The 15,781-nt window shown below is 73.8% G+C and carries 3 protein-coding genes; all 3 read left to right on the top strand.

Annotation, left to right across the window (positions count from 1 at the left end; translation table 11 throughout):
- Nucleotides 1–3,168 (top strand): SDR family NAD(P)-dependent oxidoreductase (locus ACF07B_RS42635; RefSeq protein WP_392182902.1); only part of this gene is annotated, 3,168 nt, incomplete at its 5' end.
- A 71-nt stretch (nt 3,169–3,239) separates the two neighbouring features.
- The gene (locus tag ACF07B_RS42630) at nt 3,240–13,940 is read left to right on the top strand and encodes an SDR family NAD(P)-dependent oxidoreductase (protein WP_392182901.1); all 10,701 of its coding nucleotides are present in this window, start codon (nt 3,240–3,242) and stop codon (nt 13,938–13,940) included.
- A gap of 3 nt (nt 13,941–13,943) precedes the next feature.
- Nucleotides 13,944–15,781: type I polyketide synthase (locus tag ACF07B_RS42625; RefSeq protein WP_392182900.1), on the top strand; the 1,838-nt coding region annotated here is incomplete at its 3' end.

The raw sequence follows: 15,781 nt of genomic DNA, 5'->3' as shown, positions 1-15,781 counted from the left end.
GAGGAGTTCGCGCAGGTCGTTCGCGGTCTGGCCTTCGACGAGCCGCGGATCCCGGTGGTCTCGAACCTCACCGGCCGACTGGCCGAGCCGTACACGGCCGAGTACTGGGTGCGGCACGTCCGTGAGGCGGTCCGCTTCGCCGACGGCGTCCGGACTCTCCACGAGCTGGGCGTGACGACCTTCGTGGAGATCGGCCCCGGCCGTGTCCTCAGCGCCCTTGCCGAAGGCTGCCTCGACGCGGACATCGTCACTGTCCCGCTGCTGCGCGCCGACTGCCCCGAGCCGCAGGCCGTCGTCACCGCGCTCGCCGAACTGCACGCTCATGGCGTCTCCCCGGACTGGCAGGCGCTCTTCCCCGGCGCCCACCGCGTCGACCTGCCGACCTACGCCTTCCAGTACGAGCGCTACTGGCTCGATGCGCCCGAGGAGTTCACCGGCAGCGCCGCCGCCACCGGACTCGGGCTGGGTGCGGCGGACCATCCGTTGGCCGGTGCGGCGGTTGCACTGCCCGGCGCCGACGGGTTCCTGGTCACCGGGCGGCTCTCGCTCAGGACGCACCCCTGGCTCGCCGACCACACGGTCATGGACTGCGTGCTGCTGCCGGGTACCGCGCTCGTGGAGCTGGCGGTGCGTGCGGGCGACGAGGCCGGTTGTGCACAGGTCGAGGAGCTGACACTGGAAGCACCGCTGATCGTCCCGGACCGCGGCGGGGTGGCCGTGCAGGTGTGGGTCGGGGCCGAGGAGGAGCCGGGCAGGCGCGCGCTGAGCGTGCACTCGCGACGGGAGGATGCCCCGGACGACGCGCCGTGGGTGCGGCACGCGGTCGGCTCCCTGAGGGACGCGCTGCCCGAGCCGCCGCACGGTGCGGACCTCGGCGCGTGGCCGCCGGCGGGTGCCGAGGCCGTCGACCTGACCGGGTTCTACGAGGGCCTGGACGGACTCGGCCTGGGCTACGGCCCGGTCTTCCGGGGCCTGCGGTCGGTGTGGCGCAGCGGGAACGACGTTCTCGCCGAGGTCACCCTCCCCGAGGGCGCGGAGGCGGGCGCGTTCGCCGTTCATCCGGCGCTGCTGGACGCGGCGCTGCACGCGATCGGCGCGGGCGGGCTCGGCCCCGTCGTCGACGGGCCGCTGCTGCCCTTCGCCTGGTCCGAGGTGGGTGTGCGTGCCGCGGGGGCGACGGCGCTGCGGGTCAAGGTCTCTCGCACGGGTACGGACGCGGTGTCGCTGACCGTGGCCGACGCCTCGGGCGGTCTGGTGGCCACGGTCGGCTCACTGTCGCTGCGGCCGGTGTCGCGCGAGCAACTGCTTGCGGCGGGCGGCTCCGGCAGGCGTGCCGACGACTCGCTGTTCCGCCTCGTATGGCAGCCCGCGGCCCTCACGGCGACTGACGCTGCCGTCGGCCTCGACGTACGGAGCTACTCGGATCCGGCCGCTCTGCCCGCCGAGCCGGCCCTTCCCGATGTCGCGGTGGTCACCGTCGTTCCGTGCCCGGCGGGGTCCGGTACGGAGACCGCCGACCGCGTGCACCGCACTGCGAGTGAGGTTCTGGGGTTGGTGCAGTGGTGGTTGGCGGAGGAGCGTCCTGGGCGTCTGGCCTTGGTGACGCGTCCGGGCGATCTGGCTCATGCCGCGGTGTGGGGGCTCGTGCGGTCCGCGCAGTCGGAGAACCCGGACCGGATCGTGCTGGTGGAGGCCGAGGACACCGATGAGGCGGTCGGTGTGCTGCCCGCCGTGCTCGCTTCCGGTGAGCCGCAATGCGCGGTCCGCGACGGGGAGGTGCTCGTACCGCGCCTGGTGAAGGCCACCGGGACCGCCACCGCTGCCGACCTGCCGGACCTCGCCGCCGGCACCGTCCTCGTGACCGGTGCATCCGGGGCGCTGGGCGCGCTCGTCGCGCGGCACCTGGTGTCCGAGCACAAGGTGCGCCGACTCCTGCTGGCGAGCCGCCGGGGCGCGGACGCACCCGGTGCGGCCGAGCTGGAGGCCGAACTGGTCGCATGGGGTGGCGAGGTCACCTGGGCGGCCTGTGACGTCGCGGACAGGGAGGCCGTCTCCGGAATGCTGCACGGGCTCGGCGAGCATGCGCTGTCGGCCGTCGTGCACACCGCGGGTGTTCTCGACGACGGGGTCGTCGCCTCGGTCACACCGGAGAGGATGAGGGAGGTCTTCCGCCCCAAGGTGGACGCCGTGCTGAACCTGCACGAGTGCACCCGGGGAATGGGCCTGACCGCCTTCGTGGTGTTCTCGTCCGTCGCCGGCATGGTCGGCAGCGCCGGTCAGGCGAGCTACGCGGCGGCGAATTCCTTCCTCGACGCCTTCTCGGCGCACCGGCGCCGTGAAGGGCTGCCCGCCACATCGCTGGCATGGGGTGTGTGGGAACAGTCCGGTGCGATGACGGACGGCCTCGCCGAGGCCGACCGGGCGCGGATGGCGCGCAGCGGAGTGCTGTCGCTGCCGCCGGAGGAGGGGCTGCGGCTGTTCGACGCGGCACTGGCTTCGGACGAGGCGGTACTCGCCCCGGTCCGCATCGACACCGGCGCGCTGCGCGCCGGTGAGGCCCCGCCGGTGCTGCGCGCCCTCGTGCCGGCCACGGCCGCCCGGAGGGCCGCGCAAGCCGCCGCCGCTCCCTCCGCGTCCTCGCTGGCCGAGCGCCTGGAGGGGCTGCCGGAGGCTGAGCGGGAGAAGACCGTGCTGGACCTTGTCCGGGCCGAGGCGGCCGCTGTCCTGGGGCACGCGTCGGACCGTACGGTCCGACCGGAACACGCCTTCCAGGATCTGGGCTTCGACTCCCTCACGGCCGTCGAACTGCGCAACCGGCTGAACAAGGCCACCGGGCTGCGGCTCCCCGCGTCGCTGGTCTTCGACTACCCGACACCCGCTCTTCTGGCCCGTCACGTACTCATGGAGACGGCGGGGGCGGCCGGACCGGCCCTAGTGAATTCCCTACTTGCCGACCTGGACAGGATTGAACAAGAATTGGTCACGCGGTTGTCAGTGAGTGAAACTCGCGACCGGATCGTGTCAAAGCTCCAGGCCGTATTGGCGATTGCCGGTGAATTCGGCAAGGTGCCGGTCCAGGAAGGACCTGGTGCGGGCGGCAGTGATCTGGAATCGGCTACGGACGACGAAGTATTCGATCTGCTCGGCAAGGAATTCGGGATTTCCTGACCGCTTCGGCGCGGTCCGGTGACCCCTTGCCGAATTCCGCTAAGTCTTCGCAGGGGTGAGGGACGATTTCGGTGGCGAACGACGACAAGCTCCGCTATTTCCTGAAGCGAGTCACCGCAGATCTCCAGGAGACCCGGCGGCGCCTTCGTGACTACGAGGTCGCCGCCGGGGAGCCGGTGGCCATCATCGGGATGAGCTGCCGCTACCCGGGAGGGGTCGACTCGCCCGAGGATCTGTGGGAGGTGGTCGCAGGCGGCCACGACGCCGTCTCGGAGTTCCCCGCCGACCGCGGCTGGGACCTGGACGCGCTCTACGACCCGGACCCGGAGTCCCGCGGGACCAGCTACGCCCGCGAGGGGGCGTTCCTGCGGGACCTGGCGCGGTTCGATGCCGGCCTCTTCGGGATCTCGCCGCGTGAGGCGCTGGCCATGGACCCCCAGCAACGGCTGCTGCTGGAGACGTCGTGGGAGCTCTTCGAGCGGGCCGGTATCGATGCCGCCTCGCTGGCGGGGAGCAGGACCGGCGTGTTCGCCGGCGTGATGAACCACGAGTTCCTCGCCGCCCTCCAGAACTCCCCGCAGGACCTGGAGGGTTACCTCGGGACGGGCACCTCGGGCAGTGTCGCCTCCGGCCGGGTGGCCTACACCTTCGGCCTCGAAGGCCCGGCCGTCACGGTCGACACGGCCTGCTCGTCGTCCCTGGTGGCCCTGCACCTGGCTGTCCAGTCGCTGCGCAACGGCGAGTGCTCGCTGGCCGTGGCGGGCGGTGTCACCGCGATGGTCGGTCCCGCCACCTTCGTCGGCTTCAGCCGCCAGCGCGGACTGGCACCCGACGGCCGCTGCAAGGCGTTCGCGGCCGGTGCCGACGGCACCGGATGGGGCGAGGGCGCCGGCCTGCTGCTCGTGGAGCGCCTCTCGGACGCCCGCCGCAACGGACACGAGGTCCTCGCGGTCGTCCGGGGCTCCGCCGTCAACCAGGACGGCGCGTCCAACGGCCTGACCGCCCCCAACGGCCCTTCCCAGCAGCGGGTGATCCGACAAGCCCTGGCCGCCGCCCAGTTGACCACCGCACAGGTCGACGCGGTGGAGGCGCACGGCACGGGCACCCGGCTCGGCGACCCGATCGAGGCGCAGGCGCTGCTCGCCACGTACGGGCAGGGCCGTCCCGACGACAAGCCGCTGTGGCTGGGCTCGATCAAGTCCAACATCGGTCACACCCAGGCCGCGGCAGGTGTGGCGGGCATCATCAAGATGGTCATGGCCATGCGACACGGCGAACTGCCGCGCACGCTGCACGTCGACGCGCCGTCCCCGCACGTCGACTGGTCGGCGGGGGCCGTACGGCTGCTCACCGAGCGCACGCCCTGGCCGGCGTCGGACAAGCCGCGCCGGGCCGGTATCTCCTCCTTCGGGATCAGCGGCACCAACGCGCACACGATCATCGAGGAAGCCCCGTCGGCCGAAGCGTTCGCGCAGGACGCCGAGGCCCGACAAGCGCCGGAGGAAGGCGCGGAGAGCGCCGGGGCCGTCGTCCCGGGGGCGGCGCGCCCGGCCGCGGGCGGACCGGTGCCGTGGGTGATCTCCGGCAGGACCGAGGAGGCCCTGCGCGCACAGGCCGAACGCCTGCTGTCCCGCACGGACGCCGAAGTCCCCCCGCTCGACGTCGCGTTCTCGCTCGCCACGACGCGCACGGACCTGGAGCACCGCGCGGTGGTCCAGGGCGGGACGCCGACGGAACTCGCCGAGGGATTGCGGGCCGTGGCCTCCGGCTCCCCGGCACCGGGCGTCGCGCGCGGTCTCTCCGGCACCGGCGGGCGCGTCGGGTTCCTCTTCTCCGGCCAGGGATCGCAACGCCCGGGCATGGGGCGTGAACTGTACGCGTCCTACCCGGCGTTCGCCGCCGCGTACGACGAGGTCTGCGCACACCTCGGCACCGCGGCCGACGTCGACTCGGAAGAACTGCACCGCACGGGCGTCGCACAGCCTGCTCTCTTCGCGGTCGAGGTGGCGCTGTTCCGGCTCCTCGAATCCTGGGGCGTGCGGCCGGACTATGTGGCCGGTCACTCCGTAGGCGAGATCGCCGCCGCACATGTGGCCGGGGTGCTGTCGCTCGACGCCGCCGCGAGGCTCGTGTCCGCCCGCGCCCGCCTCATGCAGGCCCTGCCCGCCGGCGGAGCGATGATCGCTGTCCAGGCCACCGAGGACGAAGTCCTTCCGCGTCTCACCGACGGCGTCGGCATCGCCGCGATCAACGGCCCGCGGTCCGTCGTGGTGTCCGGAGCCGAGGACGCGGTCACCGCGATCGCCGAGGTCTTCCGGCAGCAGGGCCGCAAGACCTCCCGGCTGAAGGTCAGCCACGCGTTCCACTCGCCGCTGATGGACCCCATGCTGGAGGAGTTCACTCAGGCCGTCCGCGGGCTGGCCTTCGAGAAGCCGCGGATTCCGGTGGTCTCCAACCTCACCGGCCGCCTGGCCGAGCCGTACACCCCCGAGTACTGGGTCCGGCACGTCCGCGAGACGGTCCGTTTCGCCGACGGCGTCCGGACTCTGCACGACCTGGGCGTGACCACGTTCGTCGAGATCGGGCCGGGGGGCGTGCTGAGCGCCCTGGCCCAAGGCTGCCTGGACGACGACGTGGTCACGGTGCCCGCCCTGCGCGCCGACCGCCCCGAGCGGGCCGCACTCGTCGCCGCCGTCTCCGAACTGCACGCGCACGGCGTCTCCCCGGACTGGCACGCCTTCTTCCCCGGCGCCCGCCGCGTCGACCTGCCGACCTACGCCTTCCAGTACGAGCGCTACTGGCTCGACGCCTTACCGGCCGCACCCGGTGACGTCCGCGCCGCCGGACTGGGCTCGGCCGACCACCCGCTGCTGGGCGCCGCCGTCTCCCTGGCCGGCGGCGACGAGCGGCTGCTGACCGGCCGACTGGCCCTGCGCACGCACCCGTGGCTGAGCGACCACGCCGTGCTCGGAACCGTGCTGCTGCCGGGCACCGCGTTCGTCGAACTGGCCGTGCGTGCCGCCGACGAAGCCGGCTGCGACCTGCTGGAGGACCTCACCCTCGAAGCGCCTCTGATGGTGCCCGAGAGGGGCGGCGTCGCGGTTCAGGTGTGGGTCGGCGCGGCCGACGGCACCGGCCGCAGGCCGCTGACCGTGCACTCGCGCCCCGAGGACGACACCGACCTGCCGTGGGTCCGCCACGCGACCGGCTTCATCACCGAAGGGACCGAAGAGACAGGCGCCGCGGCTGCCGGCCGGGCGCTCGCGGTGTGGCCGCCGAAGGGCGCCGAGCCGGTCGACCTGGACGGCTTCTACGACCGGCTGGCCGCCCTCGGCCTGGCCTACGGACCGGCGTTCCGTGGACTGCGGAACGCCTGGCGCGCGGGGGAGGAGGTCTTCGCGGAGGTCGCCCTCCCCGACGGCACGGACACCGGCTCCTTCCTCCTGCACCCGGCTCTGCTGGACGCGGCGCTGCACGCGATCGGCGCGGGCGGTTCCCTCGCGGCCGAGACGGACGGGCCGATCCTGCCGTTCGCCTGGTCCGGGGTGTCCGTGCGCGCCATGGGCGCGTCCACCGTACGGGTCAAGGTGGCACCGGCCGGTACGAACGCGGTGTCCCTGCTGGTGGCCGACGGCGCCGGCGAGCCGGTGGCGTCCGTCGAGTCGCTGACACTGCGCGCAGTGTCGGCCGAGCAGCTCCGCAAGCCCTCCGGTGACGCGATGTTCACCGTCGGGCGGGCGCCGCTGACCCTGCCCTCCGACGACGCGCACGGGACGGCGGTCCTGTACGTCCCGGACATCGCCGCACTGGCCGAGGCCGACGGGCCGTCGCAGCCGGACGTGGTCGTGGTTCCGTGCCCCGACGGCCCGGAAGGGGCGACCGGGGCCGAGCGGGTGCGTGCGGTCACCATCGACGTACTGCGGCTGGTTCAGCGCTGGTTCGCCGACGACCGGACGCCATGCCTCGTGCTGGTGGCGCGCTGCGACGACCTCGCGCACGCTGCGGCGGGCGGACTGGTGCGCTCGGCCCAGGCGGAGAACCCCGGTCGGATCGTGCTGCTCGAAACCGACCGCCCGGACGAGGCGGCCGCGCTCGTGCCCGGCGTCGTACTGTCCGGCGAGCCCCACGTCGTCGTCCGCGAAGGGGAGGTCAGCGCACCGCGCCTGGCCCGCGCCGCCTCCCCGGCAACGCAGGACGCGGCCACCGGTCCTGCGGACGAAGCGGCCTCCGCCCCCGCCGAGGGCGCTGCCTTCGGCCTCGGCACCGTTCTGCTCACCGGCGCCTCCGGCGCGCTGGGCACAACCCTCGCCCGTCACCTGGTGACCGGACACGGCGTGCGCCGGCTGCTGCTCGTCAGCCGCCGCGGCGCGGACGCCCCGGGCGCCGCGGACCTGAAGGCCGAACTCGCGGCGCTCGGCGCCGAAGCGACGTGGGCCGCCTGTGACCTCGCCGACCGTGACGCCCTTGCCCGGCTGCTGGCCGCCACTCCGGTCGGCTCCGTCGTGCACAGCGCCGGCGTGCTCGACGACGGTGTGATCGCCGCGCTGACCCCGGAGCGCGTGGGCGCCGTCCTCGTGCCCAAGGCCGACGCCGTGCTCAACCTGGACGAGCTCACCGGCGAGAGCACGAGGTTCGTGCTGTTCTCCTCCGCAGCGGGCGTCTTCGGCAACCCCGGACAGGGCAACTACGCCGCGGCCAACGCCTTCCTCGACGCCTTCGCCCGGCGCCGCCACGCCCAGGGGCGGCCCACGGTCTCGCTGGCGTGGGGCCTGTGGGAGCAGGAGGGTGCCATGGCCGACGCCCTCGACGAGACGGGCAGGTCGCGGATGGCGCGCTCCGGCGTCCTGCCGCTGTCCACCGAGGACGGCCTGCGGCTGTTCGACGCGGCGCTCGCCTCCGACGAGCCCGTGCTCGTCCCCGTCCGCCTCGACACCGACGCCCTGCGCAACCGGGGGGCAGAAACCGTACCGGCCCTGCTGCGCGGACTCGTCCGCGTCCCCCTACGCGGCACGGCCGCGCGCGCCGCCACCGGATCCCTGGCCGAACGCCTCGCCGCTCTGGCCGCCGACGAGCGCGACGATGCACTCCTGGAACTGGTCCGGGCCGAGGTCGCCGCCGTGCTCGGTCACTCCTCGCCTCGGGCCGTACCGCCCACGCATGCCTTCCAGGACCTGGGCTTCGACTCGCTGACGGCCGTGGAGCTGCGCAACCGGCTGTCCCCCGCCATCGGCCTGCGCCTGCCCGCCACCCTCGTCTTCGACCACCCCACCCCCGCCGCCCTCGCCCGGTACATCGGCACCGAACTCCTCGGCGAGGCCCCGGCCGCTCCGGCCGCGACCTCGGCGAGGCAGGCCGCGGCCGCCGTCGACGAGCCGATCGCCATCGTCGGCATGAGCTGCCGCCTCCCGGGTGGGGTCCGCTCGCCGGAGGACCTGTGGCGGCTGGTGGCCTCCGGCCGGGACGGCATCTCCCGGTTCCCGGACAACCGCGGCTGGGACGTCGACGGGCTCTACGACCCCGACCCCGAGCGCCTCGGCAAGACCTACGCGCGCGACGGCGGCTTCCTGTACGAGGCGGCCGGGTTCGACGCCGGCTTTTTCGGCATCAGCCCCCGCGAGGCCCTGGCGATGGACCCGCAGCAGCGGCTGCTCCTTGAGGCGTCCTGGGAGGCGTTCGAACGCGCCGGGATCGACCCGGCGACGGTCCGGGGCAGCCGTACCGGTGTCTTCACCGGCCTGATGTACCACGACTACGGCCAGGGCCCGCGCGAACTGCCCGAGGGCGTCGAGGGTCTGCTCACCACCGGAGGCTCCGGCAGCGTCGCCTCCGGGCGCGTGTCCTACACGTTCGGTCTGGAGGGTCCCGCCGTCACGGTCGACACGGCGTGCTCGTCGTCGCTGGTCGCCCTGCACCTGGCCGTCCAGTCGCTGCGCAACGGCGAGTGCACCATGGCGCTGGCCGGCGGCGTCACCGTCATGGCCGGCCCGACGGTCTTCGTGGAGTTCAGCCGGCAGCGCGGTCTGTCGCCCGACGGGCGGTGCAAGGCGTTCGGTGCCGGTGCCGACGGCACGGGCTGGGCGGAGGGCGTCGGCATGCTGCTGGTGGAGCGGCTGTCCGACGCGGAGCGCAACGGCCATCGTGTGCTGGCCGTCGTGCGGGGGAGCGCGGTCAACCAGGACGGTGCGTCCAACGGTCTGACCGCGCCGAACGGCCCGGCGCAGCAGCGGGTGATCCGGCAGGCACTCACCTCCGCGGGCCTCACCACCGCTGATGTCGACGCGGTGGAGGCGCACGGTACGGGCACGAGGCTGGGTGACCCGATCGAGGCGCAGGCGCTCCTCGCCACGTACGGGCAGGGACGGGACGGCGACCGGCCTTTGTGGCTGGGCTCGCTGAAGTCCAACATCGGTCACGCGCAGGCCGCGGCGGGTGTCGCCGGTGTGATCAAGATGGTGATGGCGATGCGTCACGGAGTGCTTCCGCGAACCCTGCACGCCGATGAGCCGACGCCGCACGTGGACTGGTCGGCCGGTGACGTCCGGCTGCTGACCGAGGCCGTCGACTGGCCCGAGTCGGACCGCCCGCGCCGTGCCGCGATCTCGTCCTTCGGTGTCAGCGGCACCAACGCCCACACCATCATCGAACAGGCCCCCGCGACCGAGGCGCTGCCCCCGGCGTCCGGCTCCGGCACGGCCGTGCCGTGGGTGCTCTCCGGCAGGACCGAAGCAGCGCTGCGGGCGCAAGCCGCCCGCCTCGCGTCCTTCCTGGACGACAACGACAACGACAGGGACAACGACAACGACGGCGACAGGGACGACGACGGTGAGGCGGCCCTGGCGGCCGACGTGGCGTACTCTCTGGCCACGACCAGGGTGGCCTTCGAACACCGCGCCGCAGTGGTCGGGCAGACTCTCCAGGAACTCCGGCGGGGACTGGCCGGTGTCGCCGGTGGCGCTACGCCACCCGGCGTGGTGACCGGGACCGCACGCACCGGCGGCAGGACCGTCTTCGTCTTCCCCGGGCAGGGGTCGCAGTGGGTGGGCATGGCCACCGAACTGCTGGAGACCTCCCCGGTCTTCCGTGACCGGATCGAAGCCTGCGAACGCGCCCTCGCGCCGCACGTGGACTGGTCGCTGACCTCGGTGCTGCACGGCACCTCCGAGGCCGAGCAGGACCGGGTCGACGTGCTGCAGCCCGTGCTCTGGGCGATGACGGTCGCCCTCGCCGAGGTGTGGCGCTCCTTCGGAGTGACCCCCGACGCGGTCGTCGGGCACTCCCAGGGCGAGGTCTCCGCGGCGGTGATCGCCGGAGCGATCTCCCTGGAGGACGGAGCGCGCATCGTGGTGCGGCGCAGCCTCGCGGTCCGCGAACTCCAGGGCCGCGGTGCCATGGCCTCGGTGACGCTCCCGGACGAGAAGGCACGGGAACTGGTCGGCCGGTGGACCGGCCGCCTCGGCATCGCCGCCGTGAACGGGCCCGCCACCGTCGTGGTCTCCGGGGACACCGACGCCCTCGACGAACTCCTCGCGCACTGCCGACAGGAGGGCGTCCAGGCTCGCAAGGTCGCCGTCGACTACGCCGCACACTCGCCGCAGGTCGAACGCGTCGAAGCACAGGCGAGCGAGGGGTTCGCCGGCATCAGCCCGCTCCCCGGCTCCGTGCCCTTCTACTCCACGGTGACGGGCGGGAAGCTGGCCGCGGACGAGCTCGGCTCCGGCTACTGGTACCGCAACATGCGGCAGACGGTACGGTTCCACGACGCGATCCGGTCCGCTCTCGCCGACGGGCACGACGTGTTCGTCGAAGTCAGCCCGCACCCCGTCCAGTTGGCGGGCATCCAGGACGCCATCGAGGCCGCCGACGCGGACGCCGCGGTCGTACCGACGCTGCGCCGCCGCGACGGCGGACGGAACCGGCTGATGCTCGCCCTGGCCCAGGCCCAGGTGCACGGTGTCGCCATCGACTGGGACGCCGTCCTGCCGGGCGCGCGCCGTGTCGGCCTCCCGACCTACGCGTTCCAGCACGAGAGGTACTGGCTGGAGGCGGGCGCCCCGGCCGGTGACGTACGAGCGGCCGGGCTGGACGCCACCGATCACCCGTTCCTCGGCGCCGCGGTGGAGCTGCCGGACGCCGGCGGCCACCTGCTGACCGGGCTGCTGTCCCTGCGGTCCCAGCCCTGGCTGGCCGACCACGTGGTGCTGGGCACGGTGCTGCTGCCGGGCACGGCCTTCGTGGAACTGGCCGCCCATGCCGCGGCCGAGACCGGCTGCGACCATGTCGAGGAACTCACCCTGCAGGCACCGCTGGTGCTGCCCGAGCACGGCGGCGTCGCGATCCAGGTCCTCGTGGGAGCCCAGGACGACTCCGGCCGCCGCCCGCTGAGCGTGCACTCGCGAGCCGGGGACGGCCCCTGGACACGCAACGCCACCGGCGTCCTCACCACAGGCGCGACCCCCTCCGGGACAGACCTGAGCAGCTGGCCCCCGGCCGATGCCCAGCCGGTGGACCTGGACGGCTTCTACGACCGCCTGGCGGACCTCGGCCTGAGCTACGGCCCGCTGTTCCGGGGGCTGCGGGCCGTGTGGCGCGGCCACGACGCGGTCTACGCCGAACTCGCCGTCACCGACGAGGCGCAGGCGGACGCGTTCGGCGTGCACCCGGCCCTGCTCGACTCCGCGCTGCACGCGCTGGGCGCGGGCGGCCTCGTACCGGCCGCCGACGGGCCCCTGCTGCCCTTCGCGTGGTCCCGCGTCACGCTGCACGGAACCGGAGCGGCGAGCCTGCGGGTACGGCTCTCCCCGGCCGGCGGGGACACGGTAAGGCTGGAGGCCGCCGACGGCACGGGCCGTCCCGTCATGTCGGTCGAGTCGCTGACGCTGCGCCCGGTGTCGGCAGAGCAACTGCGCACGAGCTCCCGGGACTCCCTGTTCACCGTCGAGTGGGCACCGCTCGGCGCCACGGCCGACGCGCGGACACCGGTCGTACAGGACTACGACGACATCGCCGCTCTCCTCGCCGCCCCCACGGTGGAGACCGGGGCGCAGGCGGACACGGACGCCGTCGTCGTCCCCTGCCCCGGCGGGTCGGGTACCGATGCCGAGCGGGTCCGGAGCGTCCTCGCCGAAGTGCTCCGGCTGGTCCAGTGGTGGCAGGCCGAGGACCGGGCCGCCCGCCTGGTGCTGGTGACCCGGGGCGCGGTCGCCGCCGGGGACGAGCCGGAAGAGGGCGACCCGGTGCAGGCGGCCGTGTGGGGCCTGGTCCGGTCGGCACAGTCGGAGAATCCGGACCGCATCGTCCTCCTCGACACCGAAGAGAATGCCGACCTGGAGCGGGCCGTGGCGACAGCCGTCCCCCGGCTCCTCGCCTCCGAGGAGCCGCAGGCGGCGCTCCGCGGCGACGCGCTCCTGCTGCCCCGGCTCGCCAGGGCCGCCCCCGACGCCCAGCGGGCCACCCCGGACCTCGGGACCGGCACAGTGCTCCTGACCGGCGCGTCCGGCGCTCTGGGCGGGCTCGTCGCCCGGCACCTGGTCGCCGAGCACGGCGTGCGCAGCCTGCTGCTGATGAGCCGGCGCGGCGCGGATGCCGAGGGTGCGGCGGAGCTCCGGGCGGAACTGACCGCCGCGGGTGCCGAAGTGCTCTGGGCCGCCTGCGACGTGGCCGACCGGAACGCCCTCGCCGAGGTGCTGTCCGGCACCCCGGTGACGGCCGTCGTCCACACGGCCGGCGTCCTCGACGACGGCGTGATCGGTTCGCTCACGCCGGAGCGCCTGGACAAGGTGCTGCGCCCCAAGGCCGACGCGGTGCTGAACCTGCACGAACTGGCGGGCGACGTGTCGGCGTTCGTGCTCTTCTCCTCGCTCGCGGGCACGCTCGGCACCCCCGGCCAGGCCGGCTACGCCGCGGCCAACGCCTTCCTGGACGCCTTCGCCCGGCACCGCCGCGCCCAGGGGCTGCCCGCGGTGTCGCTGCCGTGGGGCCTGTGGCAGCGCACCGGCACCATGACCGAGTCCCTCGGCGGCGCCGACCGGACCCGGCTCGCCCGCGGCGGCGTGCTGCCACTGTCCGACGAGGACGGCCTGGAACTTCTCGACGCCGCGCTCGCGCTGCGGGAACCCCTCGTGGTGGCGGCACGGCTGGACCTCGCCGCCCTGCGGAACGCGACCGCACCGGTGCCGCCGCTGCTCAGGGCGCTCGTCGGCGGCCGGCCGCGGCGCATGGACCGGGCGGCTTCCGTACCGCTGGCGCAACGGATCGCGGGCCTGCCCGAGAGCGAGCGCGAAGAGGCCGTCCTGGACCTCGTCCGCTCCGAGGTCGCCGCCGTCCTCGGCCACAGCTCGGCCAAGGCCGTCCAGCCCGACCAGGCCTTCGGCGACCTGGGCTTCGACTCGCTGACCGCGGTGGAGCTCCGCAACCGGATGAACAAGGCCACCGGCCTGCGGCTGCCCGCGACGCTGGTCTTCGACCACCCGACGCCCGCGGTACTCGCGCGGCGGGTGCTGAAGGACCTCCCCGGTGGTACGGGCGGGACGGCGCCGGTCCTCGACGAGCTCGACCGCCTCGCCGCCGCCCTCGACGGCGCCGGAGCGGACGGCGTCGACAACGTCACCCGAACCAGGATCAACATGCGTCTCCAGGCGCTGCTCGCCCGCTGGAACGGGGACGAGCCGGCCGATCCGGGAGGCGCCGACGGAGCCGGGGACGAAGACGACCTCAGCTCGGCGAGCGACGAAGAGCTGTACGAGCTCCTCGACGACGAACTCGGCATCTTCTGAACTGTGCAGGTCAAAAGGGGGCGGGCGGCACCGATGATGAACGAGGACAAGCTCCGGGACTACCTCAAGCGGGCCACCACGGACCTGCGCCAGGTCCGGCGGCGCGTGCGCGAGCTGGAGGCCCGCGACCAGGAGCCGATCGCCATTGTGGGCATGAGCTGCCGGTTCCCCGGCGGCGTCGGCTCCCCCGAGGAGCTGTGGCGGCTGCTGGCCGAGGGCGAAGACGCCATCTCGCAGTTCCCCGAGGACCGCGGCTGGGACGTCGACGCGCTCTACGACCCCGACCCCGAGCAGCCCGGCAAGGTCTACACCCGGCACGGCGGCTTCCTGCACGACGCGGCGGACTTCGACGCGGACTTCTTCGGGATCTCGCCGCGTGAGGCACTGGCCATGGACCCGCAGCAGCGGCTGCTGATGGAGACCGCCTGGGAGGCCTTCGAGCACGCGGGCATCGACCCCGCCGGCCTCAAGGGCAGCCGCACCGGTGTTTTCGCCGGCCTGATGTACCACGACTACGGCTTCACGCCCGGAGTCCTCCCCGAGGGGGTCGAGGGGCTGATGAGCACCGGCAACTCCGGCAGCGTCGCCTCCGGGCGCATCGCCTACACCTTCGGGTTCGAGGGCCCCGCAGTCACCGTCGACACCGCCTGCTCGTCCTCGCTCGTCGCCCTGCACCTCGCCGTGCAGGCGCTGCGGGGCGGCGAGTGCTCCATGGCGCTCGCCGGCGGCGTGACGGTCATGGCGGGCCCGAGCGCCTTCGTCGAGTTCAGCCGCCAGCGTGGACTCGCCCCCGACGGCCGCTGCAAGTCCTTCGCGGCGGCCGCGGACGGCGCGTCCTGGTCCGAAGGCGTCGGCCTGCTGCTCGTGGAGCGGCTGCGGGACGCCCGCCGGCTCGGCCACAAGGTGCTCGCCGTCGTCCGGAGCAGCGCCGTCAACCAGGACGGCGCGTCCAACGGCCTGACCGCGCCCAACGGCCCCTCGCAGCAGCGGGTGATCCTCGAAGCGCTGGCCGGCGCCCGGCTGTCCGCCGAGGAGGTCGACGCCGTCGAAGCACACGGCACGGGCACGAACCTCGGCGACCCGATCGAGGCGCAGGCACTGCTGGCGACCTATGGACAAGAGCGCGAACGACCGCTCCTGCTCGGCTCGCTGAAGTCCAACATCGGCCACACACAGGCCGCGGCGGGCGTCGCCGGCGTGATGAAGATGGTGCTGGCGATGCGGCACGGCGTGCTGCCGAAGACGCTCCACGTGGACCGGCCGACCCCGCAGGTCGACTGGTCGGCCGGCTCGGTCGAGCTGCTGACCGAGGCGATCGCGTGGCCGGAGACCGACCACCCCCGCCGGGCCGGCATCTCGTCGTTCGGGATCAGCGGCACCAACGCGCACGTCATCGTCGAGCAGGCGCCCGAACCGGAGGCGGAGGACCCGGCCGACGACAGGACCGAAGGCGAGGGCGTGGCCGAGGAACTGCTGCGGGCCCGGACCACGGTGGTGCCGTGGGTACTCTCCGCGAAGACCGGGGAGGCGCTGCGGGAGCAGGCACAACGACTGCTGTCGTCCGTGGACCTCGCGGCCGCGTCCCCGGCCGACGTGGGGTTCTCGCTGGCGGCCACCCGCTCGGCGCTGGAGCACCGGGCGGCGGTCGTCGGCGCGGACGGGGCAGAGCTGCGCGCGGGGCTGACCGCCCTCGCGGCGGGCGAGCCCGCGGCACAGGTGGTGACGGGGCGCGCCGGTGCCGACCGGGGCAAGGTCGGGTTCTTGTTCTCGGGTCAGGGTTCGCAGCGGTTGGGGATGGGGCGTGAGCTGTATGCGGCGTATCCGGTGTTCGCGGCGGCGTA

The organism is Streptomyces sp. NPDC015532, from assembly GCF_043078065.1.
GTDB lineage: Bacteria > Actinomycetota > Actinomycetes > Streptomycetales > Streptomycetaceae > Streptomyces.
Note: the sequence above shows the minus strand (reverse complement) of the source record. Positions and strands in the feature narration are given on the sequence as shown.